The sequence below is a fragment of the Kitasatospora sp. NPDC048662 genome (assembly GCF_055587065.1).
Window position 1 is genome coordinate 17463 of sequence record NZ_JBVJHA010000002.1, and the last position, 25192, is coordinate 42654.

Consider the following 25192-nt stretch of genomic DNA (forward strand, 5'->3'; position numbering starts at 1 on the left):
TCTCCCTGAACGGGAAACCACCGGGGCGTTCGTGCTGCTGAGGCCTCAGCCCGCCGCGGCCAGCTGACCGCAGGCGCCGTCGATCTCCTGACCGCGGGTGTCGCGGACGGTGGTCGGCACGCCGTGCGCCTGCAGGCGGCGGACGAACTCCCGCTCGTCCTCCGGGCGGGAGGCCGTCCACTTCGAACCGGGCGTCGGGTTGAGCGGGATCAGGTTCACGTGCACCCGCTGGTTCTTGATCAGCCGGCCGAGCAGGTCCGCCCGCCACGCCTGGTCGTTGATGTCCTTGATCAGCGCGTACTCGATCGACACCCGGCGGCCCGACTTCTCCGCGTAGTTCCACGCGGCGTCCAGCACCTCGGCGACCTTCCACCGGGTGTTCACCGGGACCAGCTCGTCGCGCAGCTCGTCGTCCGGGGCGTGCAGCGACAGCGCCAGACGGCAGCTCAGGCCCTCGTCGGCGAACCGGTGCATGGCCGGGACCAGGCCGACCGTGGAGACCGTGATGCCGCGCTGGGAGAGCCCGAAGCCGTCCGGCGCCGGGTCGGTGAGGCGGCGGATCGCCGACAGCACCCGGTTGTAGTTCGCCAGCGGCTCGCCCATGCCCATGAACACCACGTTCGACAGCCGGGCCTCGCCGCCGGGCACCGTCCCGGACTTCAGGTCGCGCATGCCCGCGGCGATCTGCTCGACGATCTCGGCGGTCGACAGGTTCCGGGTCAGCCCGGCCTGGCCGGTCGCGCAGAACGGGCAGTTCATGCCGCAGCCGGCCTGCGAGCTGATGCACATCGTCACCCGGTCCGGGTACCGCATCAGCACCGACTCGACCAGCGTTCCGTCGAAGAGCTTCCACAGCGTCTTGCGGGTCGCGTCGTCGTCGCACGACACGTGCCGCACCACCGACATCAGCTCGGGCAGCAGCGCCTCGGTCAGCTTGCCCCGGCTGGCCGCCGGGATGTCCGTCCAGCTCTCCGGGTCGTTCGACATCCGGCCGAAGTAGTGGTTCGACAGCTGCTTCGCGCGGAACGGCTGTTCGCCCAGCTCGGCGACGGCCTCCTTGCGCTCGGCAGGGCTGAGGTCGGCAAGGTGTCGCGGGGGCTTGGCGCCACGCGGCGCGACAAAGGTCAGTTCTCCGGGCTTAGGCATGGTTCATCCAGTGTCGCAGACCGCGGACCCCGCCCCGCCGCCACCTCTTCGCTACCTCTTCGCTGCTCGATGCCGCCTGAGCAGCGCCGTCAGGGTCGGGTGGTCGACTCCGGCGTTCAGGCCCGCCACCAGCTCGTCCGGGCACAGTTCGTACAGGTCGCCCCACCACCGCCGCGATCGGTGGTCCCAGATCCGGTACCCGCCCGGGACGCCGCGCGCCACGTACCGCCGTCTGCTCATCGCGCCCCCTCAGCCGCAGCGGACGGTACCGGGACGAGACTGTGGGCACAACCGAAAAACGGCCCCCGGACACCCGGGGGCCGTGGCGGTCGCGCCCGTCAGTTGCCGACGAAGACCGTGAGCAGCAGCCAGACCACCGGGGCGGTCGGGAGCAGCGAGTCCAGGCGGTCCATGATGCCGCCATGACCGGGGAGCAGGGTGCCCATGTCCTTGATGCCGAGGTCGCGCTTGATCATGGATTCGGCGAGGTCGCCGAGGGTCGCGGTGACGGCCGCGCAGCCGCCCAGGATCAGGCCCTGCCACCAGGCGCCGCCGTCGATCAGGAAGTGCGTCAGCAGTGCGCCGGCGATCATCGACAGGCCGATCCCACCCGCCAGACCCTCGCGGGTCTTGCCGGGGCTGATGGTCGGGGCGAGCTTGGTGCGTCCGAACTTGTAGCCGACGGCGTACGCGCCGGTGTCCGAGCAGATCGTGACGACCAGGAACAGCAGGATCCGCCAGGCGCCGTCGTCGGCGGACAGCATCAGCGCGACGAAGGTCGCCAGGAACGGCACGTAGAACGCGGTGAACACGCCGGCCGTTATGTCGCGCAGGTAGTTCTCCGGCGGCGTGGACATCCGGGCGACCATCATCGCCAGGCCGGTGAGTGCCAGGATCGCGGCGGCCCACTGGCCGCCCTCGAAGTAGCCGGCCACCACCATGCCGACGCCGCCGACCAGCAGCGGGATCTGCGGGACGTGAATGTCCTTGCGCTCGGCGAGGCGGCTGGTGAGCTCCCGGATGCCGACGGCGACGGCAGCGGCCACCACCACCATGAAGACCGCCTTGACCACGAACAGCGAGGCCGCGATCACCGCCCCGAGGCCGACTCCCACACCTATCGCGGCGGGCAGGTTGCGGCCGCCGCGCGGCTTGCGGGGCTGCTGGTCGGTCTGGGCCACGGAGGTCTCCTGGGCGGGGGGCATGAACTGAGTCTGTGCCGCGCCGCCCCCTGTGCCATGCCGGAGGCCGCCGCGAGTGACCCGTTTGGTGCCGGCCCGGGTCGAGCCGCGCCCCGGGCCGGGCGGACGGGCCGCCGGTCCGGGGCGTACGCGCGGGGGTCTGGGGTCAGACCTCCAGCAGCTCGGCTTCCTTGTGCTTGAGCAGCTCGTCGATCTGCGCCACGAACTTGGCGGTCAGGTCGTCGAGCTCCTTCTCGCCGCGGCGGCCGTCGTCCTCGCCGATCTCCTTGTCCTTGACCAGCTTGTCGATCGCGTCCTTCGCCTTGCGGCGGACGGCGCGGACCGAGACCTTGGCGTCCTCACCCTTGCCGCGGGCCTGCTTGATGTACTCGCGGCGGCGCTCCTCGGTGAGCTGCGGGAGCACCACCCGGATGACGGAGCCGTCGTTCGACGGGTTGACGCCCAGGTCCGAGTCGCGGATCGCGGTCTCGATGGCCTTCAGCGCGGTCTTGTCGAACGGCGTGACCATGGCCATCCGCGGCTCCGGCACGGAGAACGAGGCCAGCTGGTTGATCGGCGTCAGGGCGCCGTAGTACTCCGCGACGATCTTGGCGAACATCGCCGGGTGCGCGCGGCCGGTGCGGATGGCGGCGAGGTCGTCCTTGGCGACCGCGACGGCCTTCTCCATCTTTTCCTCGGCCTCGAGGAGGGTCTCGTCAATCACTGTGTGCTCCCTGTCCGGTTCATCTGCTGTTGTCCCGTACCGGTGCCCCGGACGGCTGTTGCTACTCAGTGCCCCCGGCGCCTAGGCCTGGGCGGAGTCCTCGCTGATGAGTGTGCCGATCTTCTCACCCTTGACCGCACGGGCGATATTGCCCTCGGCGAGCAGCTCGAAGACCAGGATCGGCAGGCCGTTGTCCTTGCACAGGGTGATCGCGGTCAGGTCGGCGACCTTGAGGTCGCGGGAGATCACCTCGGTGTAGTCCAGCGAGTCGAACCGGACCGCGGCGGGGTTGAAACGCGGGTCGGAGTCGTAGACCCCGTCGACGCCGTTCTTGCCCATCAGCAGGACGTCGGCGTGGATCTCCAGGGCGCGCTGCACAGCGGTGGTGTCGGTGGAGAAGTAGGGCATGCCCATACCCGCGCCGAAGATCACCACGCGACCCTTCTCCAGGTGCCGGATGGCGCGCAGCGGCAGGTACGGCTCGGCGACCTGGCCCATCGTGATGGCGGTCTGCACGCGGGTCTCCATGCCTTCCTTGATCAGGAAGTCCTGGAGGGCGAGGCAGTTCATCACGGTGCCCAGCATGCCCATGTAGTCGGAGCGGGCCCGGTCCATGCCGCGCTGCTGGAGTTCGGCGCCGCGGAAGAAGTTGCCACCGCCGATCACGACGGCGACCTCGGTTCCCGCGCGCACCACCGTGGCGATCTCACGGGCGATGGCGTGCACCACGTCCGGGTCGACGCCGAGGCCGCCTCCGCCGGCGAACGCCTCGCCGGACAGCTTGAGCAGTACCCGGCGGCGGGTGCCGTCCGGTGCGGTCTCCTGCGTCTCCTGCATGGACTTTCCCTTCTCCGCCTGCTGGTCAGCAGATCTGCAAGTGCTACTCACGACGCCGGGCGTGCGGGCCCGGTGCCGTGTATACGCGAGGAGGCCACTGCCGCGGGAACCGGGTACGGTCTCCTGCACGGCAATGGCCTCCTCGTCGTTCATGGTGCCGACGCCGCCCTCACGGGGTGCTGGAGGGCGTGGTCGGCGTGTTCCTCCGCCCTTACGGACGGGCCTTTCCTCCTACCTTATGTCCGGCCCGGGGCCGGTCCTGGCGGGAAGAACTGCGCGGAACGGTCTCAGGCGCCGACGCGGAAGCGAACGAAGCGCTTGAGGGCGACGCCGGCCTCGTCGAGGACCTTGGCGACGGACTTCTTGTTGTCCTTGGCGAACGCCTGCTCCAGGACGGCGTTCTCCTTGACGAAGCCGGTGACGCGGCCTTCGACGATCTTCGGCAGGGCAGCCTCGGGCTTGCCCTCCTCGCGAGCGGTGGCCTCGGCGACGCGGCGCTCGTTCTCGAGCTCCTCGGCCGGGATCTCCTCGCGGGAGAGGTACTTCGGCGCGAAGGCGGCGATGTGCTGCGCGACGTCCTTGGCGGTCTCGGCGTTCTCCTGGTCGAGCTCGACGAGGACACCGATGGTCGGCGGCAGGTCCGGGTCCGACTTGTGCATGTAGACCGCGACGAAGCCGTCGTTGTCGAACTGCGCGAAGCGACGGAAGACGATCTTCTCGCCCAGGGTCGCGTTGGCCTCGTCCACGAACTGCTGGACGGTCTGGCCCGGGTTGATCTCGGAGGCCAGGGCGGCGTCCAGGTCGGCCGGGGAGGTGGCGGCAACGTGCGTGGCGATCGCGTTGGCGACCTCGACGAACTTGCCACCCTTGGCGACGAAGTCGGTCTCGCAGTTCAGCTCGACCAGAACGCCGGACTTCTTGTCCTCGGCGATCAGCGCGGCGACGGCGCCGTTGGAGGCGTCGCGGCCCTCGCGCTTGGCAACGCCCTTCTGGCCCTTGATGCGCAGGAGCTCGACGGCCTTCTGGACGTCGCCCTCGGCCTCGTCCAGGGCCTTCTTGCAGTCCATCATGCCGGCGCCGGTGAGCTCACGGAGCTTCTTGACGTCCGCGGCGGTGAAGTTCGCCATCGTGTGATCTCTTCTCACGTCTCGCGTGTCTGCGTGGGAAAGTGCCGGGGTCCTGGATGCGGTACCCCGGCACGGGAGAGAGGGGCACCCACCGGCTCAGCCCGGCCGGTGCCCCTCACCCTGGTGGTACGTCAGGCCTGCTCGGCCTCGGCGGCCGGAGCCTCGGCAGCAGCCTCGGCGGCGGGGGCCTCGGCGGCCTTCTCGCCCTCGAGGATCTCCTTCTCCCAGGCGGCCAGCGGCTGGTCGGCGCCCGGCTCGGCCTTCGCGTCGCCCTTGGCGACACCGGCGCGGGACTTCAGGCCCTCGGCGACGGCGTCGGCGATCACGCGGGTCAGCAGGGTGACGGAGCGGATCGCGTCGTCGTTGCCCGGGATCTTGTAGTCGACCTCGTCCGGGTCACAGTTGGTGTCGAGGATGGCGACGACCGGGATGTTGAGCTTCCGGGCCTCGCCGACCGCGATGTGCTCCTTCTTGGTGTCCACGATCCAGACAGCGCTGGGAACGCGCTGCATGTCGCGGATACCGCCGAGGGTCTTCTCCAGCTTGTCGTACTCGCGCTGGAGGACCAGGAGCTCCTTCTTGGTGAGGCCGGAGCCGGCCACATCCGTGAAGTCGATCTCGCTGAGCTCCTTGAGGCGCTGCAGACGCTTGTAGACGGTCGAGAAGTTGGTCAGCATGCCACCCAGCCAGCGCTGGTTGACGTACGGCATGCCCACGCGGGTCGCCTGCTCGGCGATGGCCTCCTGGGCCTGCTTCTTGGTGCCGACGAAGAGGACGCTGCCGCCGTGGGCAACGGTCTCCTTCACGAACTCGAAGGCGCGGTCGATGTAGTTCAGCGACTGCAGGAGGTCGATGATGTAGATGCCGTTGCGCTCCGTGAAGATGAAGCGCTTCATCTTCGGGTTCCAACGACGGGTCTGGTGACCGAAGTGGACGCCGCTCTCCAGCAGCTCCCGCATCGTGACGACGGCCATGTGCCGTACTCCTCATGTGTCGCCCGGCGCGCCGCGAGGCAGGTGCGCTCTGCGGGGTGCCGGGGCTCTCGGTTTGTCCGTGCCGGTCGGGCGACCGCCACGCCTGACGCCCCGACGTGCCAAGCCGCTTGGCCTGCACGGGGCTTGCGGCCTCGGCAGGCTCGGCGGACCGAGCGGCACTCGCACCGTTCGACCGCTCCCCGGAGGGGGCGGGCCGTCGGTGGCGGGGCGTGCGAAGTCGACCCGGCAGACCGGGTCGCGTGTGAAGTGTACGGGAAGCCCCGAGCGGCGGGCGACTCCGTGCGGTCCCGCCGCCCTGTTCAGCGCCGCTGCGGGCGGCCCGCCGCCCACCGTTCACCCCTGCGGGGGACGGCAGTTGTCCACAGCCCCCAGTTTGTCCACAGCCCCCGGAATCGGCGGGCGGCACTGGCGCCGCGACCTCCATGGTGGGGGTCGTGCCTGCTGAGCGGGCTTGTCGTGGTTTGTACCAGGTGCTGGCGCTGTGCCGGTTTCATCGCGTTGAGGGAGCGTTGCGGGAGGTTCGCGTGGGGCGAGGACAGGGTTCGTTCCGGCCGGGGCCGTTTGGGCGGGTGGCCGTACGAATCAGCGTGGTGCTGGGGGTGGTGGCGGGTCTTGCGTTCGTGACCATGGGTGGGGGCGGTCCGGGGAGTCCGGCAGTGGCGGTCCCGGCGGGGTTCGCCGCAACGGCGGGGCCGGGGGCGGTGCGGCTTGGGGCGGCCGGGCCGGGGCCGGGGCGGCTTGGGGCGGCCGGGCCGAGGGCGGGGCGGGTGGTCGGGCCGGGGCCGGGGCGGGTGTGGCCGGTGGGTGACCGGTCCGGGTTGCTGCGGCGGTTCGATCCACCGCCGGTGCGCTGGGCGGCCGGGCATCGTGGTGTGGACCTGGCGGCAGCGCCCGGGACGGCGGTGCGAGCAGCCGCACCCGGCGTGGTGACCTTCTCCGGGCAGGTGGCCGGTCGTCCGGTCATGGTGGTCACCCACCCCGAATCGGGCACTCCCCCGCTGCGGACCACCTACCTCCCGGTGGCCGGGTCCGTCCCGGTCGGCACCGCGGTCGCGGCGGGCGACCCGATCGGCGAGCTGACCGCAGACTCCGGGCACTGCCCCGTCGACTGCCTGCACTGGGGCCTGCTCCGCGGCAGCCGCTATCTCGACCCACTCGCCCTGCTCGGCTCCGGCCGGGCCCGCCTGTTGCCGCTCGACTCCCCCTGACGCCGGATCAGCCGGTGCCCGGGCCGGAAGCCGCGTCGGCCGGGGCGGTTCCCGCGCCACCAGACCGACCAGACCGACCAGACCGACCGGACCGAAGGCCGTCCAGGGCGAACCCCACCGCGGCGTCGGCGATCTCCGGCACCTCGGCGGCCTCCCGGGCCCGCTCGATCTGGCGCACCGCCGCTTCCACCACGCCCTGCAGCAGCGAAGCCGCGACGGCCGGCCCGGGGTGGCCGAGTTCCTCCAAGGTGCGCACCACCATCGTGGTCAGGCCGGTGTGCGCGGCCCTGATCCGCGCCCGCGCGGCGTCGTCGAGCTCGTACTCGGCGACTGCCACCAGGGCGCGGTGCACCGGATCGGTGGCCAGCGCCACCTGTCCCCGGACGTACGCCTCGATCCGCTCGGCCGGAGCGTCGCTGGCCGCCATGCCGGCTTCGATCTCGGCGGCCCACAGCGGGAGGTCCACAGTGCACAGCGCTTCCACCAGGTCCGACTTGGACCGGAAATACTCGTACACCGAGGACCTGGCCAGCCCGGCACGCGCAGCGAGGGCACCGAAGCTCAGCGCCTCCCTGCCGCCCTCCGCCAACAGGACGCGCGCGGCGTCCAACAGTGCTGCCTGCTGCAACTGTCGATGCTCGGCCACCGTGGCCGCCCGGATTTTCGGCACGCACCAACTTTACGGACGCCAGCGGCCGGAGGGGCACACACCGCGCACCCACCGATCCACCGGCCCCCGCAGCCGTCCCGCGCCTTCGCGCCCCCGTCTCAACGGGCGTCGGACATCTTCGCCCGCAGTTGCAGCACCGACTTGGTGTGGATCTGGCTGACCCGGCTCTCGGTCACCCCGAGCACCTGGCCGATCTCGGCGAGCGTCAGGCCCTCGTAGTAGTAGAGCGTCACCACCGTCTTCTCCCGCTCGGGGAGCGTGTTGACCGCCGAGGCCAGCAGGCGGCGCAGCTCGCGATCTTCGGCGATCTCGACCGGGTTGTCGGCTCCGTGGTCCGGCAGCGTCTCCATCAGGGTCAGCCGGTCACCGCCCTCCCCCGCCGAGTGCAGCAGTTCGTCGAGCGCCACCACGTTGGCCAGCGACAGCTGGCTGAAGATGGTGTGCAGCTCGTCCAGCGCGATGCCCATCTCCGCCGCCACCTCTGGATCGTGCGGCGTCCGCCGCAACCTGGCCTCCAAGGTGGCGTAGGCCCGCTCGACCGCCTTCGCTTTCTGCCGCACCGACCGGGGGATCCAGTCCAGCGCCCGCAGTTCGTCGATGATCGCGCCCCGGATCCGGCTGATCGCGTAGGTCTCGAACTTGATCGCCCGATCGATGTCGAACTTCTCGATGGCGTCAATCAGTCCGAAGACTCCGGAGGACACGAAGTCCGCCTGCTCCACATTGGCCGGCAGCCCGACCCCGACCCGGCCCGCGACGTACTTCACCAGCGGCGAGTAGTGCAGGATCAGCTGATCGCGCAGCCCGTGGTCACCCGTCTCCTTGTACGAACGCCACAGCATCTGAAGCGCCGACTGGTCCGCCCCGCCCTTCGCGCCGCCCCGCTCGCCTCCGTTGTCCCGACCGACCGCCGACTCCCCCTCAACCCCCACGCCTCCCAGCCCAGCAGCACCCCCCATTGGCGCCACCGTCGGCGCAGGCACCGCCATGCCAACCGGCACACCCGGCCTGCGCCCAGCGTTCACCGAACCCTCCACGGACGCGAGTGCCGCAGACGCGGGCGCCGCCGGTGTCGCGGACGCGGGTGTCGCCGGTGTCGGGGGCGCGGACGCGAGCCTGAGCACCGGCGCGGGGGTCGCGGGCATGGGCCCGGGCGCCGGCGCCGAGGTCGGCCCGGGCAGCGCGACCGGCGACGGCCCGACCGCCGACGGCCCGACTGGGGACGGCCCGGCCAGGGACGGCTCGGCCGGCGACGGCTCGGCCGGCGGCTGGGGCTGCGACTCACCCTGCCCCGTCTCCGACGCCGTTCCCGATACGTGAGCTGCCTCATCCGAGGAACGTTCCGCCTCCGGCCCACCGGCCTGCCGGCGAACCTGCGAGCTCCGGACGGGAGGTTCCCCCGGCTTCACCTTCGAACGCGCGCCCCGCCTGGACTGGCTCCGCACCGGCCGGACGTTCGCAGGCGACATGTCGGCGGCGGTGACACCCGCCGCCTGCGCTTCACCTGCGGCCCGCCCGGACAGCGGCCTACTGTCGGCCTGGCCTTCGCCAAGCTGCCTGTCGCCCGGGCGGTCGGCACCTGACCGATCGGCGCACCCACCACCGAACGGCGCCTGCCCACCCGACGGGGTACTGCTGGTCTCCTCGCCGCGCGGCCAGGGTTTGGCCACAGTCGACGGCACTACTTGCGGGCAGGGCAGCCGCTGGCCGGGGCGCTCGATGGACGGGCGCGCCGGAGGCTGCCGGTCCGACGGCCCCTGCGGGACGGGGGGACGGGGAAGGGGCGAGGGCGAGGCGGGACGGGCCTGGGACTGTGGGGTCGCGGTCGGGGACGTGCCCGGCCTCGCCATTCCCACGACTCCCGAGGGCCTGGCCCGCAGCTCCGCGGCGTTGCGGGTCTCGGCCCCGGTCCCGTCCGGGGACCGACCGTCACCGGTCACCCTGTGTCCGGGAATGTGAGTGGGCATGCGTTGGTCTGCGCCGTTCTGCCGAGTCATGTGCTGATAGGGACGCCATAAGGGAGCGTAGCGTGACCAAGTCGCTGCACAGTGCTACCGCCACTCGGGCGTCGCCCGATCCGGTGGCAGTGGCGGGCTCCACCGGCACGTCGCGGAGCGGGCCCCGGCCGGCTGTCGGGCGCCCTGCCTCCGCTGGGCCGCCGACCAGCGCAGACTTCCCCCGACACGTCGGAATCTTTGAGCCACGTCCCCACTTGCGGCTGTCGCCCGCCCGGGCTCACCCGTCTCAGCGGTGCTCTCAACTCACCTGGGGTTCCTTCCTGTTGACGGGATGCTCCGTTCGGTCAACCTTCCATGTCCGCTGTTGCGCAGATCCGATCACTTGCGTCGTACCAACCTCCAGTGCGCTCCGTGCCGTTCGACGAAGCCCAGCGAGCTCAGCTCGTGCAGGTGGTGCACGGTCTCCTGCGGGGAGAGCGCGGCGTACTGTGCGAGTCGCTGCACCGGCGCGCCGTCCGCGCTCGCCGGCACCGCTTCCAGGACGCGGGCCACCGACGGCACCAGCGCGTCCCGAGGCAGGATCGGACCCGCTCGTTCCGGTGCCAGGTCGTTGCCGATGGAGCCGATCAGTTCGCCCACTTCGGCACCGTTGGTGACCAGATTCGCGGCTCCGCTTCTGATCAAAGCATGGACTCCGGCCGAGAGTTCGGACGTCACCTGACCGGGAACAGCCATCGTGTGCCGGTTGAGATCCATGGCGCGTCGTGCGGTGCTGAGCGCGCCGCTGCGAGGCGCGGCCTCGACCACGACGGTGCCTCGGGTGAGCGCCGCTATCACCCGGTTGCGCAGCACGAATCTGAACCTGGTCGGGTTCATCCCGAGCGCCAGTTCACTCACCAGCAGCCCGGAGTCCCCGATCCGCTGAATCAGTGCCTCGTTCCCGCGCGGGTAGCAGATGTCGACCCCACTGGCCAGAACCGCGATCGTCATCCCGTTGACGGCCAGCGCACCCGAGTGGGCGGCTGTGTCGACGCCGTATGCGGCTCCGGAGACCACCACCCAGCCACGCTCGGCCAGTTCCGAGCCGAGCTGTCCGGCGATGTGTCGCCCGTATGCGGTGCAAGCCCGGGATCCGACGATGGCGACCGATCTGAGCGCCAGTAGGCGCAGCGAGGGAAGGCGTGTCCGCGGCCGGCCTCGGATCCACAGCCCGACCGGGCGGCTGTCACCAAGGTCGTCCAGCTGAGAAGGCCACTCCGTGTCGCCCGGAATGATGAACTTCCCACCGAGCTTGGCGATTCGTTCAAGGTCGGTGGCCGGGTTGAACTTTCGCAGCCTCTCCTGGTAGGCGGAGATCCGGTCCGCTCCTAGCCCAAGTCTGCTCGGCGACGCTCCACCGTAGAAGCCCTGCACCAGGCCGACCGCACCGAGGCGCTGGATCGCCCGGCCGATGGCCGCGTCGCCCGGTTCGATCAGCCGGGTGAGCGCTGCCCTGGCGACCCGCTCGGGCTCGGGCGGATCCGGCGTGGTCACTGCGGCGGCCCACCAGGTGGGACGGATGACCCGCTGAGTGGAATGGCTTGTGGCGGCCCGTTCGGCTGTGCAGTGCCGACTCGTCACGGCGCTGTGGGCGGCATGGCCTGCGGTAATCGCAGTGTCTGGTACCGACAATCGGGGATCCACCGCGTCCGAGCCCGGTCGGTGGACGGCTGGCGGGCCGGCTCCACGAATCAGGTGGCGCAGCCGGTCCTGGCCGTCACCTGCCGCACGGTCGTCGGGCGGGTGGGGAGGGCAGGGGCTGTCAGGTGGGCCCGGCAGGGTGGGCTCGCCCACCGCTCGGAGTCTTCCCTGCCGGGCCGGGACGCCGTGCGGGTGTGCGGTGTCGGCGTCTCGGACCTGGCTGTCGGGCGCCGAGGTGAGCGGCGCTGGGCCGGCGGTATCGGCGTGCTGATGGGGCATGGGAAGTGCTGCGGTCACGGAAAGGTCCTCCTGCGATGGCTTGTCCGGCGGCTGAGTTGGTGCGCGGGCGGCTTCACGGTTCGACGGGCTGTGGGCCTACTCGGCGAGCCGCTGTTGGGGCGCCGACGAGATGACGGGCGGTCAGAGCTCGGCGCCTAGGTCGGCATCCACGTCGTAGTACGGGTCGGATCTGCGGTCGTTCGGGCGGGTAACGCGCTGAACTCCGGTGCGGAGGGTGAGCGCGGTCTGGACGTCGGCACGGGTGGGGCGGGGCCGACGGGCGAGGTCGGCGACCGTCCAGGCGACGCGGAGGATCCGGTCGAGGCCTCGCGCGGTGAGCAGCCCCCGGTCGAGGTCACGCTCGGCGTCGATGAGCGAGCCGGGCGCGAGTTGCCAGCGCGTGCGCAGTTCGTGCCCAGGCACTTCGGCGTTCGTCCGCCACGGGGTGTCGGCGAGGCGAGCGGCGGCCCGCTCGCGGGCCTCCCTCACGCGTTCGGCGACCGTGGCCGTGCTCTCGACTTTTCCGCCTTGCTGCATCAACTCGGCTCTGCTGACCCCGGCCACCTGTACTTGGAGGTCCACTCGATCCAGCAATGGTCCTGACAGTCTTGCTTGGTAGCGGTTGACCATGACGGGTGTGCATTCGCAGCCTTCTCCTCTCAACGAATAGCGGCCGCAGGGGCAGGGGTTGGCGGCCAGACAGAGCAGGAAGCGGGCGGGCAGCCGCATCGAGCCCGCGGCTCTGGCGATCATCACCTCCCCCGATTCCAAGGGCTGGCGAAGGGCATCGAGGACCCGGACCGGGAATTCGGGTGCCTCGTCGAGGAAGAGCACGCCACGGTGGGCGAGGGAGACGGCACCGGGTCGGGGCAGTCCCGTTCCGCCGCCCACGATGGCGGGCATGGTGGTCGAGTGGTGCGGCGCGCAGTACGGCGGGGTGTCGATCAGCGGACGGTCGGGTGGGAGCAGGCCGGCCACGGAGTGGATCGCGGTCACTTCGAGGGCTTCGGCCTGGGTGAGTGGTGGGAGCAGGGCGGGGAGCCGTTCCGCCAGCATGGTTTTGCCGGCTCCGGGTGGCCCTTTGAGGTACAGGTGGTGGCCGCCCGCCGCGGCGATCTCCAGGGCTTGCCGGGCTTCGTACTGCCCGGCCACGTCGGCAAGGTCGGGTCGGCAGGCCTGGTCCGAGGTGACGTCTCGGACGCCGAGCCCGGGGAGCATGAGTCCGGCGAACGAGGAGTCGGGGCGGCCGATGGACGGGTCAGGTGGTTCGTCGGGAATGGGGGCATTGGTGAGGATGGCGATGAGCTGGCGCAGGCTTCGCACACCGAGGACGGAGACGCCTGGAACCAACTCGGCTTCGGCGGCGGTCTGTTCGGCGACCACGATCTGTCGGTAGCCGGCGTCCGCCGCAGCGAGTACTGCGGGCAGGACGCCTCGCACCGGGCGTACCCGGCCGTCCAGTCCGAGCTCGCCGATGATCAGCAGGCCGTCGATCGACGCGGGGTCGAGCCGTTCGGCGGCCGCCAGTACGGCGCAGGCCACGGCCAGGTCGTACCCGCTGCCGCTCTTGGGTACGGAGGCCGGGGTGAGGCCCACGGTGAGTTTGCGAAGCGGCCATTTCTCGCCGCTGTTGGAGACGGCTGCGCGGACCCGGTCGCGGGCTTCCAGGAGGGCCTTGTCGGCGAGGCCCACCAGGCTGAAGGCTGCGAGTCCGGGTTCGAGGTCGGCCTGGACCTCGACCACGACGCCGTCCACTCCGACCAGGGCGACCGAGCAGGTGCGGGCGAATGCCATCTCAAACCGCCCCGCGCAGGTGCTCGACCGCAGCGGCGCCCTTGAGGGGGTTGACCACGGCGACCAGGTCGATGCGGACTCCGCCCGGCGGCGGGGGTGCCGGTCCGCCGGCCGAGGCTTCGTCCGGCGGTTCGCCGCCGTCGACCCGCTCGGCGGCCAGCACCAGTCGGGAGAAGTGCACGGGCCAGCGTTCGGCGAGCCACCGTTCGGCGAGGTGGCGCAGCCGATCGGCCTTGTTCTGGTCGATCGCTTCGGACGGCTGCTGGAAGCCACGCTCGGACCTGGTCTTCACCTCGCACACCGCGAGGGTGTCCCCGTCCAGTGCGACGATGTCGAGCTCGCCCTCGGCGCAGCGCCAGTTGCGCTCCAGGATGCACAGCCCGCCCTCCGTGAGCCGGCGGGCGGCGACCTCCTCGCCGTAGCGTCCGAGGCCGTTGGTGGAAATCTTGTTGGGATTCTGCACGGCAATCACCTCCGGCCGGAAGGTTGCCGTCACGGCCGGGAGGTGGGCCAGCGAAATCGCCACACCTGTGGATAACTCGGGCCTGTGGATAACTTAGATCGCTCGTTCGAGTGGCAAACCCGAAATGCGCTGGACAGCCGGCGATCTCAGCGACCAGTCTCGGTGGCCCGGGCATCGCCGCAGGTCATCATGGTGCGGCTGCTCGGGTGGAAGGATGCGTGCGGTCGGCCGCGCCATTCCCCGCCCACCCTGGGCAGTCGGGCCTGGGGCACTCCCGGGCCGGCCGTTCAGCCGCAGAACGGTCAGTTCCCGAACGCGGAATCGTCCGAGGGCAGCTCGAGATCGCTCTTGGCCAGTTCCTCGATATTCACGTCCTTGAAAGTCAGAACGCGGACCTTCCGAACGAACCGGGCCGGTCGGTACATGTCCCAGACCCACGCATCCGCCATCGACACTTCGAAGAACACCTCGCCCTGCACCGAATGCACCTGCAGGTCGTAGTCGTTCGTCAGATAGAAACGCCGCTCGGTCTCGATCACGTACTTGAACAGGCCGACGACATCCCGGTACTCCCGGTAGAGCTTGAGCTCCATCTCGGTCTCGTACTTCTCGAGGTCTTCGGCACTCATTCCAAGCGTCCCCTCACTCGTCACGTCCACCCCATTGTGGACCACCGGGCCCGTGCTCAGAGCCGTACTGGCGGTTCTGGCGGTCCTTCCGTCAGAACCTGCTCCATCAGCGCGGCCAGTCCGCGCGGATACACGGTCTCCTCAGTGGTCCTCAACTCCCCCACCGTCCACCACCGGGCGGAGAGCAGCAGTGCGTGCTCCTCCGCCCCGCTCTGCCGAAGTGCCACCTCGCTCCGCCCGATGCGGGCCAGGTGGAACCACTGCTCCTGTTCGTAGTTCCTGCCCCGGAAGGAGAACTCCACCGTGCCGTACGCAATCAGCGGTCCCCACTCCACCTCGGTCAGCCCGATCTCCTCGGCCAGTTCACGCCGGGCCGCTTCGGCCGGGCTCTCGCCCGGCTCGATGCCGCCGCCTGGCGTGATCCACCAATCGACGCCCGGCGCGGCCGGATCGGTCCCCTGCAGCAGCAGGACGCGCCCCTCCGGGTCCAGCAGCAGCACGCGAACAGCCTTGCGACGCTCGACCGCCACCTGGTTCAGCTCCGTCCTGAGGTTCTGCGCACGTTTCCGGGCCGGACCCGAGGTCTGGCCGGCCCCCGATTCAGGCCTTCCGCCGCCTCTGCAGTTTGCGGCCCAGCGAGACCGCCCAACCCGCCGCCGAAGCGAGGACGATCAGGGCTGCCCCGCCGACCGCCGTCCAGCTGGCGGGCACCAACACACCCGCTTGGTGCGCACGCGGCGCACCCAGTTCGTCGAAGGTCGCAGTGCGCCCCTCCAACCCTGCGCGGGACAGCGGCAGGATCACCGCCTCGACCCTCGCCTTCACTCCGGAGGCAGGAACGGAGCCGAAGGCCACATCCAGGTGGCTGCGCGAGTCCATCGAGTTCCCGCGGAAGTCGCCGAGCAGGAACAGCCGTCCCTCGGGCACCGTCACCGAGAATGTCGTGGCGACCACCGTGGCCTTCGCCAGGTAGGGCTCCTCCACCTGGTGGCCGTTGACGGTGATCCGCCCCTCGCGGTCGCCGGAGACGGTGTCGCCACCGACGGCGGCCACCCGCTTGACCAAGGTGGCGTTGCCCCAATCCGGGTCCTGGAAGACCACGATGTCGCCGCGTCCGATCGACTTCTCGTCAGCGGTGTGGGCGAGGACGGTGTCGCCGATCTCCAGGGTGGGACTCATCGATCCGGTGGGGATCTTGTAGGGCCGGTACTGGATGGCGAGCATCGCGAAGCCCCCGATCAGCATCACGAATCCGATCGCGATCACCACGCCCTGCACGATCGACGCCGCGCTCCGACGGCGGGCCGGTTGGACTTCGGTGGGCGGTGTCCGTTCCGCGACGCTGCTCATCGGCTTCGCCCTCTCCTGGCGCTCACGCGCTCCGGGCGAGCGCTCGCTACCTACCTGGGCCTCGCTGTCCTGGGCTGGACAGCACTGCGGGCCGTGGCACGTGCGAGCAGATTACTCACGAGTACCACGGCCCGCGCAAGAGTCAGTCGCGGACGGTCTGCGACCGGTCAGCGACGGCGCTTGCGCACCCACCACACGGCGGGGGCCGCCAGGGCCGCACCGGCCAGCGGCGGAGCGAGCGGCCCGCCGACGGCCAGACCCTTCTGGTCGAAGGTGTCGGGGACGGGCAACGTCGCCCAGTCGCCGATCGGCCAGGCCACCACGAACGCGCGGCCGACAACGTTCCCGACCGGCACGGTGCCGCCGCCCGGCTGGTCCATGTGGAACCGGGAGTCCAGGGAGTTGGCGCGGTGGTCGCCCATCACCCAGATCCGACCCTCCGGCACCTTCACCGGACCGAACGGCTTCTCCCCGCACGGGGTGTTGCCAGGAAAGATGTACGGCTCGTCGAGTGCGATGCCGTTCACCTTGACCGGGCCGGTGCCCTGGCACTCGACGGTGTCACCGCCGACCGCGATGACGCGCTTGATCAGGTCCTTCTCGTCGCTGGACGGCATCAGCCCGATGAAGCTGAAGACATCCTGGATGCCGCGTACGAAGGAGTTGCTGCTGCGCTGGGCAGGCTCGTCGTTCAGCCAGCCGCCCGGGTCCTTGAAGACCACCACCTCGCCGCGCTCCGGCTCCGCGCCGAACCACGGGGTGAGCTTGTCGACCAGTACGCGGTCACCGACCTGGAGCGTGTTCTCCATCGAACCCGACGGAATCGAGAACGCCTGGACGAAGAAGGTCTTGATCACCAGAGCCAGGATCAGGGCGATGCCGACCAGGATCGGCAGTTCCTTCCAGAAGGAACGCTGTTTGGGAGCCTTCTTGGCCCCGGCCGGCGCCGCCGAATCGCTCTCCTCTGCCGCGTCGGACTCGGCCGCCCGCAGGGCGTCACCGTCCTCCACGTGCCGCCCCTCGGAGTTGCCCGAAGGCTCCCCGTCAGGCTCCGGAGCACCTGAGCGGGCACCGATCACCAGATCCCCCACGACATCTCCTCCCTGCTGTGCGGACGCCTGCGCGTCCGCGCTCACCAGTGCCGCACAGCGGGCACCACACTCTGCGATCGACCGACAACCCGCCTCTGGCTTGCCCTACCCGGGCACGCCCGACACCAGGCCGGAACCGAGCACTTCAGCACTTCTCTATCACTCCCGGTCAGCCGACCCGTGTTCCCACGCGCCGACCGAACCGTCAGTCGGACGTCGGCCCGGCCCACCGGTTCGTTCTCCACCGCCGCACAACGACCGGGAGGACGCCCAACACACCCATAACGAGCGGGGGTTCCGCAGGAATCGGCCCAACGGCCGATGATCCTGCCACCTGCACCGGCACGGAGGAGAGTGAATCGGGAACACCCAGTTGACCGAAGTGGGAGAGCGGCCACGCAATCACGAACGCACGACCGACCACGTTCGCCACCGGGACGGTCCCGGCGCCCGAATTGGCCATGTGGTAGCGGGAGTCCGCGGACAGGTCGCGATGATCCCCCATCACCCACAACCGCCCCTGAGGGACTGTCACCTTGAAGGTGATCCGCGAGGGCACGTTGCCGGGCGCAACGTACGGCTCGTCCAGCGGGGTGCCGTTCACGCTCAGCCGGCCCTGGGCGTCACAACACTCCACGGTGTCGCCGGCGACACCGATCACCCGCTTGATCAAGTCCCGCTCGTCATCGGAAGGAAGGAGGCCCACCGCGGAGAACACCGACGTGACCTTGTGCAGCACGGACCCGTCCGTGGACGGCTTGTGGTCCTTCTCCAGCCAGTCGCCCGGGTCCTTGAACACCACCACCTCGCTGCGCTCCGGCTCCGAGCCGAACCACGGGGTGAGCTTGTCGACCACGACCCGGTCGCCGACCTGCAGGGTCGGCTCCATCGAACCGGAAGGAATGACAAACACCTGGACCAGGAAGGTCTTCAGTACCAGGGCAATGACCAATGCCACCAGCACGATCACCGGGAGTTCACGCAGAAAGGGGCGACGGCCACGGCGCTCAGCCCGCTTGGCGGTCCGCCGGCGCTCGGCGCGGCCCCTCGCAGGCCGGCTGCCCGCGGCACCGTCCCCACCGCCTTCGGCCGTCCCCTCGACCTCTTCGGCCCCCTCGGCTACGCCAGGCACGCCTGCAGTGTCAGCAGCCTCGGCGCCATCGGCCTTGGCCACGCTGCCCGCTCCGTCGGGGACGGCCCTGGGTCTACCTCTGCTCCCCATGGCCACCGGTCCCCTCAATCGCGGCGAATGCCGCCGGCCGGTCGAGCGAGGTCGTCCGGCCAAGGGGGAACAGCAGCCAGTCGGCGCGTCCGATCACGCGATCCACGGGCACGGTGCCGCCGCCGGGTTCGCCGAGGTGGTCCCGGGAGTCGCGGGACGCGCTGCGATGGTCGCCCATCACCCACAACTTGCCGGAAGGAACCACGATGTCGAACGGCACCGCCGACGGTGCGTCACCGGGGAGCAAATAGCCGCTCTCATCCAGCGGCACTCCATTGATCCGGAGGCGGCCGTCGGAGCCGCAGCAGGTGATCCTGTCGCCGCCCACGCCGATCACCCGCTTCACGTAGACCGTGTCGCCGGCCGGGGCCAGTCCGGCTTTGGTCAGCAGGTGCTTCACGCCGGACGGTTCGTCCTGGTACGGCAGAAAGGAGCCGATGCCGTCGAAGACCACCACATCGCCCCGCTGCGGGTGCCCACCGAAGGCGTAGGCGAGTTGGTTGACCAGCACGCGGTCGCCCGGCCGCAGGGTGCCTTCCATGGAGCCGGACGGCACCGCGAAGGGCCGGGCCACGAAGGCGTTCACCAACAGCAGCGCCGCCACGCACACCGCGCCGATCCACAGCAGGTCCCGCGACCACCGCCGCCCACCGCCGTCCTCGGACTCGGACTCGGACTCGGCGGCGGCGGCGTCACCCTCGCCCTCGCCCTCTGCGTCGCCTCCGGCGTCCGGGTCGTCGGCCCGGCCCCTACTCGCGGCGTCACCCTCTGCCTCGGCGTCGATCACGGCCCCAGAACCGGCCACGGTCACGGCCCCGGCCACGGCCACAGAGTCGGCATCGGTATCGCTGTCGGCGCCACCACCAGCACCGTCACCAGCAGCCGCAGCCGCAGCGGAGTCCACCACGGGCCCCGCGCCGCCACCGGCAGTGGCTGCCGCGCCGCTGTCGGCTGTGGCCCCGCTGCCGGGTACGGCCCCGCTGCCGGGTGCGGCCCCGGAAACGGCAACGGACCGCGCCGGTGTGTCCGTACCCGTGGGTGCGGGACTGCCGTCGCGGTCCGTCGGTGGCTCGTGCGTGCTCATCGGGGGTGAGCTTATCCTCCCGGTCTAAACCGGTCGGAAGACCTTACCCCGTCGAGCCTGCGCGATCACGCGTCGCGCTTCTCCTTGATCTTCGCGGCCTTGCCGCGGAGGTCACGCAGGTAGTACAGCTTGGCGCGGCGAACCGCACCGCGGGTCACGACCTCGATCTTCTCGACGACCGGGGTGTGCACCGGGAAGGTGCGCTCGACACCGACGTTGAAGCTGACCTTGCGGACGGTGAAGGTCTCACCGATGCCGGCGCCGTGACGACGGATGACAACGCCCTGGAAGACCTGGACGCGCGAGCGGTTGCCTTCGATGACTCGGACGTGCACCTTCAGGGTGTCGCCGGGGCGGAAGGCGGGGATGTCGGTGCGCAGCGAGGCCGCGTCGACAGCAGCGAGCTTGTTGCTCATCGTTGCTCTCCATCGCAGGCGCCACGGGCCGCCCACGGAAATTCGTCTCAACTGGGTGGTGCTGCGGGCCGCTTCGGTTGACGATGAACCCCCCGTGGCGGAGGCACCGGTCCACTGACCCCCACGAGGGGAGCCGGGCGACAGACAGCAGTCGCCTATTCTTCCACAGGCTCTACCGCAGACCGAAATCGGCCGGCGGCGGCGTCCCAGGCCAGGCCGAGGACGCTGAGTGCTTCACGTTCCTTTTTGGTGAACGCGTCACGCTGCCAACGGGCCACCAGGTCGGGCCGGTTGGCGAGCGTGCGGGCGAAGGCCTGCTCGCGCCGCCACTGGGCGATCTTCCCGTGATGGCCGCTGAGCAGAATTTCCGGCACCTCGCGGCCGCGCCACTCGGCGGGCTTGGTGTACACCGGGCCCTCCAGCAGGTCGGCCATGGCGCCGGGGGCGAAGGAGTCGTCCCGGTGCGACTCGGCGTTGCCGAGCACGCCGGGCAGCAGCCGGGCGATCGCCTCGACCATCACCAGGACGGCGACCTCGCCACCGGCCAGGACGTAGTCGCCGATGGAGGCTTCGACCACGGGCATCCGGGTCGCGGCCTCCTCGATGACTCGGCGGTCGATGCCCTCGTAACGGGCGGGCGCGAAGGCCAACCAGTTGCGGGCGGCCAGGTCCTGGGCGAGTTCCTGGGTGAACGGCCGGCCGCTGGGGGTGGGCACCACCAGGGTCGGCACCTCGCCCTCGGGTCCGGCCGCGAGGACGGCGTCCAGCGCCGCGCCCCAGGGCTCGGGCTTCATCACCATGCCGGGGCCACCGCCGTAGGGGGTGTCGTCCACGGTGCGGTGAATGTCGGTGGTCCACTGCCGCAGGTCGTGCAGGTGCACGTCGAGCTGGCCGCGAGCACGGGCCTTGCCGACCAGCGAGACGTTCAGCGGTTCCAGGTACTCGGGGAAGATCGTGACGACGTCGATCCGCATGTCGGTCACGCCGCACCCCCGGTCGAGTCGTCAGAGCCCTCAGAGTCCGATCCCTCAGAGTCCGAGCCCTCGGCGGCGGCCGGTCCCTCGGAGCCGTCAGAGCCCTCGGCGCCGGGGCCTTCGGAGTCGGAGCCCCCGGAGTCCAAGCCCTCGGCGTCGGCTGGTCCCTCGGAATCGTCAGAGCCCTCGGAATCGTCAGCGCCTTCGGCGTCGTCGGCAGCAGCACTCCCCGCGTCCTTGCGCGAGGAGGCGACCACCGCGTCGGCGGGGTCGATCAGGCCGGGCGGCGGGGTGATCACGGCGCGCTGCTCGTCCAGATCGATGGTGGGGACGATCTGCTCGACGAACGGAATGAGCACCTCGGTACCGTCGGGGCGCTGGACGGTGAGCAGGTCCTGGTAGGGGAGGTGGACCACCTCGGTGAGTTCGCCGATCAAGGTGCCGTCGGTGAGGACGACGTCCAGGCCGATCAGCTGGTGGTCGTAGTACTCGTCGGGGTCCTCAGGGGTCTCGTCCGGGTCGACCTCGGCGATCAGGAAGGTGCCGCGCAGCGCCTCGGCGGCGGTGCGGTCCTTGACTCCGGCGAAGCGCAGCAGCAGGCGTCCGCTGTGCACCTTGCCGGACTCGACGGTCAGTGGTCCGATGCCGGCCGGGTCGGTGAGGAGGACCGCGCCGGGGCCGAGCCGCAGTTCCGGCTCGTCGGTGCGGACCTCGACACTGACGTCCCCTCGGATGCCGTGGGCGCGGCCGATCTTGCCGACGACGAGCTGCACGGTGATCGTTCTCCTGAGATGAGCCTGGGTGAGGCGAGCTAGGTGGTGAGGTACAAAAAAGCCGGAAAACGGGAAGGACCGGCCGGGACGGATGCGTCCCGGCCGGTCCGGAAACCCGGTGGTCGACCTGTCGGTTGACGTTGCCGGTCGATCGAGGAGGTCAGCGAATGCTGTCCACGTCGACCAGGTCGACCCGGACGTTGCGACCGCCGAGGGCGCCGACCACGGTGCGCAGTGCGCGCGCCGTGCGGCCGCCCCGGCCGATCACCTTGCCGAGGTCGTCGGGGTGCACCCGCACCTCGATGGTGTGGCCGCGGCGCAGGTTCCGCGAGCGGACCTGCACCTCGTCCGGGTGCTCGACGATGCCCTTCACCAGGTGGTCGAGGGCTTCCTCGATCATGCTCAGGCCTCGGTGGAAGCGGCCTCGGCCTCGTCAGCCTTGTCCGACTTCTTGGCCTTCGGGGTGATGGCGACACCGGTGGTGGCGTCCTCGAAGCCGGCGACGGCCTTGGCGAACAGGTGCGAGAAGTCCTCGACCTTGGGCTCGGCGACCTTCAGCGGCGCCGGAGCCGGCAGGCCCTTGAACTTCTGCCAGTCGCCGGTCAGCTTGAGGATGGCGAGCACCGGCTCGGTCGGCTGGGCGCCGACGGACAGCCAGTACTGGGCGCGGTCGCTGTCGACCTCGATCTTCGAGGGGTTGTAGGTCGGCTGGTAGATGCCGATCTCCTCGATCGCGCGGCCGTCACGCTTGGTGCGCGAGTCGGCGACGACGATGCGGTAGTGCGGGGAGCGGATCTTGCCCAGACGCTTCAGCTTGATCTTGACAGCCACGGTTGTGGATTCTCCTGGTCTTGACGTGGGTGAGCAGCGCTCCGCCGCGTGGGGCTGCGGCGCGAGGTGCCGTTCAAGGGACACGCCAGCCGTTAGGAGAGAGGGTCCTGCCTGGCTGCCGAGTACTCAGCTGTCCATTCTGCCACATTGCCGAGGCCCCCCGAACCGCGCCCCCGCACGCCCCCGAGCACCATCAGGGCCGGAAAAAGCTGTGTCGACCGCCCCCCGAAGGGGCCGGCCGACTCGTGGCCGGTCCGCGGACACCCCGCCCGCGGCCCGGATCAAGCGTTCTTCAACCGCTGTCAAGCGATCTTGAAAGGCTGCTGGCAAGCGCCGCAGACGATCGAGGCCTGCGCCAGCACGGACGGGACGACGCGGACGTTGCGGCCACAGCCGCACACCGCCTTGACCCGCACGCCGCCGCCCGAGGAACCGTGCCGGGCGGCCGGTCCGCGGAAGGCGCGGTGGTTGCCCTCGCCGGCGACGGCGAGCTGATGCGCCCCGAGCGCGCGGTCGAGACGCTCGATGGTCTCGGCGTAGCGTTCGCGGGTCTCGTGGCCCATCGTCACCTGGGAGAAGCCGCTGCTGGCGTGCGGCTCGACCGGGTGGGCCAGGCCCAGCTCGGAGGCGAGCAGCAGGAAGCGGCGGTTGTGGTAGCGCCCGGCCCGCGAGGTGTCGCGGATCTCCCGGGCAGCGGCCAGGCCGTGCGCGGCCTCGTGCAGCAGGCGCTCGAAGTTGAGCCGGGTGCCGCAGGCCGACGAGGACTCGCCGATCAGCGCCTCGGGAGACGCCAGGTCGGGCAGGTCCCGGTGGTGGGCCTGGATGTCGCTCCAGGCGGCGGCCAGTTCGGCCGCAAGGACGAGGGGCTGTGTCGTGCTCACGCTGTACCAACGATGGGGAGAGAGCCGATGTTCCGCTGGACCCGGTGGTTCGGGAATTCCCAGCGAACTCTCAGGAATGTACTTTCGCACGCGAATTGCGCGGTTCCGAACTGACGCAAGACCAACCCCCTGCACGTTTGGGCCCGGCGCCTTCGCCGGGCTCTCGGCACCCGTCGCGGAGCCCAACATCCCCACGGCGGACGGCCCGCGACCTGTCCGAAAATTGACAGGGCCACGGGCCGTATACCGTACCGCTTGTCAGGTACTCCCGGGAGTTGACTGGTCAGTAGTCTCAACTACCAACATCCGAGCCGGGGTTCGGGTTCGGCAGCGGCCGACCGGGACACCCGCAGCTCATCGCGGTGATCACGCTCCGCACAGGGTCCCCGGGCCGGAGCCCGGGGACGCCTGCGGCGGTCGGATCAGTACGCGCGGGCCACCAGGGCGAGGTTGCCTTCCTGGTCGTCGGCGGCCGGCACGGTGCCGTCCGCAGCGACGATGCAGCGCACCGACACACCCTGCTCGGCCAACTTGGCCTCGCCTTCGGGGCCGAGGTCGGCCCAGGAGATCCGGCCCCAGCCGGTGGCGGCGGCCTCGACGGCCTCGTCGATGGTCTTGACGTCCACGGTGCGGGCCTCGCGGCGCTCGCGGGACTCGCGCAGCAGCTGCGCCTGGTCCTCCTCCAGGATGCCGGGGACGATCGCGGCCAGGGAGTCGACCTGGACCGGCGACTTGCCGCCGGCGATCCGGCGGGCCAGCATCGCGGTGCCGGCCTCCAGGTCGCGCGGGCCGACCTCGATGCGCAGCGGCACGCCCTTGAGCTCCCAGTCCACGGCGCGGCGGCCGAACGGAGTGTCGGTGCGGTCGTCGACGACCACCCGGACGCCCGCGGCCTCCAGCTGGGCACCGATCTCGCGGACCTTGGCCAGCACCGCGTCCTCGCCCTTGATGGCCAGGACCACGACCTGGACGGCGGCCAGCCGCGGCGGGACCCGCAGACCGTTGTCGTCGCCGTGGGACATGATCAGGCCGCCGACCATGCGGGTCGAGACGCCCCAGGAGGTCTGCCAGACGAACTCGCGCTCGGCGCCCTGGAGCTGGTAGGTGGTGTTGAAGGCCTTGGCGAAGTTCTGGCCCAGCTCGTGGCTGGTGCCCATCTGCAGGGCCTTGCCGTCACGCATCATGCCTTCGAGCGTGAGGGTGTTGATGGCACCGGCGAAACGCTCGCGGGCGGTCTTGCGGCCGAGCACCACGTCGATGCCGAGCACGTTGGTCATGAAGTCGCCGTAGACCTCCGTGTGGATGCGCGAGGCGTAGTCGCGGGCGTCCTCGTAGGTGGCGTGGGCGGTGTGGCCCTCCTGCCAGAGGAACTCGGTGGTGCGCAGGAAGACGCGCGGGCGCAGCTCCCAACGGACCACGTTGGCCCACTGGTTGATCAGCAGCGGCAGGTCGCGGTGGCTCTGCACCCACTTGGAGAAGTACTCGTTGATGATCGTCTCGGAGGTGGGCCGGACGACCACCGGCTCCTCGAGCTCCTTGCCGCCGCCGTGGGTGACCACCGCGAGCTCGGGGGCGAAGCCCTCCACGTGCTCGGCTTCCTTGGTCAGGTAGGACTGCGGGATGAACATCGGGAAGTACGCGTTCTGGGCGCCGGCCTTCTTGATCCGGGCGTCCATCTCCTGCTGCATCCGCTCCCACAGGCCGTAGCCGTACGGTCGGATGACCATGGTGCCCCGCACCGGACCGTTGTCGGCCAGCTCTGCCTTGTTGATGAGGTCCTGGTACCAGCGCGGGAAATCTTCCGCCTGGGGGGTGAGAACGGGTGCCTTAGCCATGGGCCGAATGGTACGGGGAGCGGCGGCCGGACCGTGAATCCGTT

27 protein-coding genes are annotated in these 25192 nt (G+C 70.4%); 2 read left to right on the top strand and 25 right to left on the bottom strand.

The window, feature by feature from the left end; genetic code table 11:
- Nucleotides 1–45: 45 nt before the first annotated feature.
- The 7 genes from rlmN to rpsB form a co-directional block, all read right to left on the bottom strand.
- On the bottom strand, nucleotides 46–1146 hold the full coding sequence (gene rlmN, locus ACZ6R9_RS06055; RefSeq protein WP_380488236.1) for a dual-specificity RNA methyltransferase RlmN: 1101 nt from the start codon (nucleotides 1144–1146) through the stop codon (nucleotides 46–48).
- A gap of 51 nt (nucleotides 1147–1197) precedes the next feature.
- Nucleotides 1198–1386, bottom strand: a complete 189-nt coding sequence (locus ACZ6R9_RS06060; protein WP_465536858.1) for a hypothetical protein — start codon at nucleotides 1384–1386, stop codon at nucleotides 1198–1200.
- Nucleotides 1387–1484: 98 nt separating this feature from the next.
- The gene (locus ACZ6R9_RS06065) at nucleotides 1485–2351 is read right to left on the bottom strand and encodes a phosphatidate cytidylyltransferase (RefSeq protein WP_465536860.1); all 867 of its coding nucleotides are present in this window, start codon (nucleotides 2349–2351) and stop codon (nucleotides 1485–1487) included.
- A 142-nt stretch (nucleotides 2352–2493) separates the two neighbouring features.
- The gene (gene frr / locus ACZ6R9_RS06070) at nucleotides 2494–3051 is read right to left on the bottom strand and encodes a ribosome recycling factor (protein WP_380488239.1); all 558 of its coding nucleotides are present in this window, start codon (nucleotides 3049–3051) and stop codon (nucleotides 2494–2496) included.
- 81 nt (nucleotides 3052–3132) lie between these two features.
- Nucleotides 3133–3888, bottom strand: coding sequence for a UMP kinase (gene pyrH / locus ACZ6R9_RS06075; protein ID WP_465536862.1), 756 nt, complete (start codon nucleotides 3886–3888; stop codon nucleotides 3133–3135).
- A gap of 287 nt (nucleotides 3889–4175) precedes the next feature.
- Nucleotides 4176–5015 (bottom strand): translation elongation factor Ts, encoded by an 840-nt coding sequence (gene tsf / locus ACZ6R9_RS06080; RefSeq protein WP_380488241.1) that lies wholly within the window; start codon nucleotides 5013–5015, stop codon nucleotides 4176–4178.
- A 131-nt stretch (nucleotides 5016–5146) separates the two neighbouring features.
- Nucleotides 5147–5989: a 30S ribosomal protein S2 gene (gene rpsB / locus ACZ6R9_RS06085; protein ID WP_380488242.1), complete on the bottom strand. Its 843-nt coding sequence runs from the start codon at nucleotides 5987–5989 to the stop codon at nucleotides 5147–5149.
- An 821-nt stretch (nucleotides 5990–6810) separates the two neighbouring features.
- Between rpsB and ACZ6R9_RS06090 the strand changes: the two genes are divergently transcribed.
- A complete protein-coding gene (locus ACZ6R9_RS06090) occupies nucleotides 6811–7218 on the top strand; it encodes a M23 family metallopeptidase (protein WP_465536864.1) in 408 nt (135 codons plus the stop codon).
- A 7-nt stretch (nucleotides 7219–7225) separates the two neighbouring features.
- Here ACZ6R9_RS06090 and ACZ6R9_RS06095 read toward each other — a convergent pair whose 3' ends face one another.
- Together ACZ6R9_RS06095 and whiG are read right to left on the bottom strand one after the other, a co-directional pair.
- Complete coding sequence (locus ACZ6R9_RS06095; RefSeq protein WP_465536866.1) at nucleotides 7226–7864, bottom strand: TetR/AcrR family transcriptional regulator; 639 nt, start codon at nucleotides 7862–7864, stop codon at nucleotides 7226–7228.
- A 122-nt stretch (nucleotides 7865–7986) separates the two neighbouring features.
- A complete protein-coding gene (whiG, locus tag ACZ6R9_RS06100; protein ID WP_465536868.1) occupies nucleotides 7987–8847 on the bottom strand; it encodes an RNA polymerase sigma factor WhiG in 861 nt (286 codons plus the stop codon).
- Nucleotides 8848–8875: 28 nt separating this feature from the next.
- On the opposite strand from whiG, the gene ACZ6R9_RS06105 reads away from it, so the two are divergent.
- Nucleotides 8876–9208, top strand: coding sequence for a hypothetical protein (locus ACZ6R9_RS06105; RefSeq protein ID WP_465536870.1), 333 nt, complete (start codon nucleotides 8876–8878; stop codon nucleotides 9206–9208).
- Nucleotides 9209–10224: 1016 nt separating this feature from the next.
- Here ACZ6R9_RS06105 and dprA read toward each other — a convergent pair.
- From dprA to proS, 16 genes are all read right to left on the bottom strand, one after another.
- Entirely contained in the window at nucleotides 10225–11379 is a 1155-nt protein-coding gene (dprA, locus tag ACZ6R9_RS06110; protein ID WP_380488245.1) for a DNA-processing protein DprA, read from the bottom strand.
- A 567-nt stretch (nucleotides 11380–11946) separates the two neighbouring features.
- Nucleotides 11947–13599: a YifB family Mg chelatase-like AAA ATPase gene (locus tag ACZ6R9_RS06115; RefSeq protein ID WP_380488246.1), complete on the bottom strand. Its 1653-nt coding sequence runs from the start codon at nucleotides 13597–13599 to the stop codon at nucleotides 11947–11949.
- Between the two features lies 1 nt (nucleotide 13600).
- On the bottom strand, nucleotides 13601–14071 hold the full coding sequence (locus ACZ6R9_RS06120; protein ID WP_380488280.1) for a YraN family protein: 471 nt from the start codon (nucleotides 14069–14071) through the stop codon (nucleotides 13601–13603).
- Nucleotides 14072–14364: 293 nt separating this feature from the next.
- Nucleotides 14365–14691, bottom strand: a complete 327-nt coding sequence (locus ACZ6R9_RS06125; protein WP_030458804.1) for a DUF2469 domain-containing protein — start codon at nucleotides 14689–14691, stop codon at nucleotides 14365–14367.
- Nucleotides 14692–14747: 56 nt separating this feature from the next.
- Nucleotides 14748–15221, bottom strand: a complete 474-nt coding sequence (locus ACZ6R9_RS06130; RefSeq protein ID WP_380488247.1) for an NUDIX hydrolase — start codon at nucleotides 15219–15221, stop codon at nucleotides 14748–14750.
- A 70-nt stretch (nucleotides 15222–15291) separates the two neighbouring features.
- Nucleotides 15292–16041 (bottom strand): signal peptidase I, encoded by a 750-nt coding sequence (gene lepB, locus ACZ6R9_RS06135; protein WP_465536873.1) that lies wholly within the window; start codon nucleotides 16039–16041, stop codon nucleotides 15292–15294.
- 167 nt (nucleotides 16042–16208) lie between these two features.
- Nucleotides 16209–17132 (bottom strand): signal peptidase I, encoded by a 924-nt coding sequence (gene lepB, locus ACZ6R9_RS06140; protein ID WP_380488249.1) that lies wholly within the window; start codon nucleotides 17130–17132, stop codon nucleotides 16209–16211.
- A gap of 205 nt (nucleotides 17133–17337) precedes the next feature.
- Nucleotides 17338–18306: a signal peptidase I gene (gene lepB / locus ACZ6R9_RS06145; protein WP_465536875.1), complete on the bottom strand. Its 969-nt coding sequence runs from the start codon at nucleotides 18304–18306 to the stop codon at nucleotides 17338–17340.
- Nucleotides 18307–18337: 31 nt separating this feature from the next.
- Entirely contained in the window at nucleotides 18338–19138 is an 801-nt protein-coding gene (lepB, locus tag ACZ6R9_RS06150; protein ID WP_465537670.1) for a signal peptidase I, read from the bottom strand.
- A gap of 365 nt (nucleotides 19139–19503) precedes the next feature.
- Entirely contained in the window at nucleotides 19504–19854 is a 351-nt protein-coding gene (rplS, locus tag ACZ6R9_RS06155; RefSeq protein WP_030458810.1) for a 50S ribosomal protein L19, read from the bottom strand.
- A 155-nt stretch (nucleotides 19855–20009) separates the two neighbouring features.
- On the bottom strand, nucleotides 20010–20828 hold the full coding sequence (gene trmD, locus ACZ6R9_RS06160; RefSeq protein ID WP_465537672.1) for a tRNA (guanosine(37)-N1)-methyltransferase TrmD: 819 nt from the start codon (nucleotides 20826–20828) through the stop codon (nucleotides 20010–20012).
- Between the two features lie 5 nt (nucleotides 20829–20833).
- Complete coding sequence (gene rimM, locus ACZ6R9_RS06165; protein ID WP_465536877.1) at nucleotides 20834–21601, bottom strand: ribosome maturation factor RimM; 768 nt, start codon at nucleotides 21599–21601, stop codon at nucleotides 20834–20836.
- Nucleotides 21602–21761: 160 nt separating this feature from the next.
- On the bottom strand, nucleotides 21762–22001 hold the full coding sequence (locus tag ACZ6R9_RS06170) for an RNA-binding protein (protein ID WP_043916171.1): 240 nt from the start codon (nucleotides 21999–22001) through the stop codon (nucleotides 21762–21764).
- Between the two features lie 2 nt (nucleotides 22002–22003).
- Nucleotides 22004–22432, bottom strand: a complete 429-nt coding sequence (rpsP, locus tag ACZ6R9_RS06175) for a 30S ribosomal protein S16 (protein ID WP_099902879.1) — start codon at nucleotides 22430–22432, stop codon at nucleotides 22004–22006.
- Between the two features lie 302 nt (nucleotides 22433–22734).
- A complete protein-coding gene (locus ACZ6R9_RS06180) occupies nucleotides 22735–23313 on the bottom strand; it encodes a hypothetical protein (protein WP_043916169.1) in 579 nt (192 codons plus the stop codon).
- A gap of 422 nt (nucleotides 23314–23735) precedes the next feature.
- Complete coding sequence (proS, locus tag ACZ6R9_RS06185; protein WP_380488252.1) at nucleotides 23736–25148, bottom strand: proline--tRNA ligase; 1413 nt, start codon at nucleotides 25146–25148, stop codon at nucleotides 23736–23738.
- Between the last annotated feature and the right edge of the window lie 44 nt (nucleotides 25149–25192).

What these genes read in the sequence shown, in the direction of transcription:
- rlmN (WP_380488236.1), bottom strand. Translation starts at nt 1,146, where the DNA reads ATGCCTAAGCCCGGAGAACTGACCTTTGTCGCGCCGCGTGGCGCCAAG.
- ACZ6R9_RS06060 (WP_465536858.1), bottom strand. Translation starts at nt 1,386, where the DNA reads ATGAGCAGACGGCGGTACGTGGCGCGCGGCGTCCCGGGCGGGTACCGG.
- ACZ6R9_RS06065 (WP_465536860.1), bottom strand. Translation starts at nt 2,351, where the DNA reads ATGCCCCCCGCCCAGGAGACCTCCGTGGCCCAGACCGACCAGCAGCCC.
- pyrH (WP_465536862.1), bottom strand. Translation starts at nt 3,888, where the DNA reads ATGCAGGAGACGCAGGAGACCGCACCGGACGGCACCCGCCGCCGGGTA.
- tsf (WP_380488241.1), bottom strand. Translation starts at nt 5,015, where the DNA reads ATGGCGAACTTCACCGCCGCGGACGTCAAGAAGCTCCGTGAGCTCACC.
- rpsB (WP_380488242.1), bottom strand. Translation starts at nt 5,989, where the DNA reads ATGGCCGTCGTCACGATGCGGGAGCTGCTGGAGAGCGGCGTCCACTTC.
- whiG (WP_465536868.1), bottom strand. Translation starts at nt 8,847, where the DNA reads ATGGGGGGTGCTGCTGGGCTGGGAGGCGTGGGGGTTGAGGGGGAGTCG.
- ACZ6R9_RS06105 (WP_465536870.1), top strand. Translation starts at nt 8,876, where the DNA reads ATGCCAACCGGCACACCCGGCCTGCGCCCAGCGTTCACCGAACCCTCC.
- ACZ6R9_RS06115 (WP_380488246.1), bottom strand. Translation starts at nt 13,599, where the DNA reads ATGGCATTCGCCCGCACCTGCTCGGTCGCCCTGGTCGGAGTGGACGGC.
- ACZ6R9_RS06125 (WP_030458804.1), bottom strand. Translation starts at nt 14,691, where the DNA reads ATGAGTGCCGAAGACCTCGAGAAGTACGAGACCGAGATGGAGCTCAAG.
- lepB (WP_465536873.1), bottom strand. Translation starts at nt 16,041, where the DNA reads ATGAGCAGCGTCGCGGAACGGACACCGCCCACCGAAGTCCAACCGGCC.
- rplS (WP_030458810.1), bottom strand. Translation starts at nt 19,854, where the DNA reads ATGAGCAACAAGCTCGCTGCTGTCGACGCGGCCTCGCTGCGCACCGAC.
- trmD (WP_465537672.1), bottom strand. Translation starts at nt 20,828, where the DNA reads ATGCGGATCGACGTCGTCACGATCTTCCCCGAGTACCTGGAACCGCTG.
- ACZ6R9_RS06170 (WP_043916171.1), bottom strand. Translation starts at nt 22,001, where the DNA reads ATGATCGAGGAAGCCCTCGACCACCTGGTGAAGGGCATCGTCGAGCAC.
- proS (WP_380488252.1), bottom strand. Translation starts at nt 25,148, where the DNA reads ATGGCTAAGGCACCCGTTCTCACCCCCCAGGCGGAAGATTTCCCGCGC.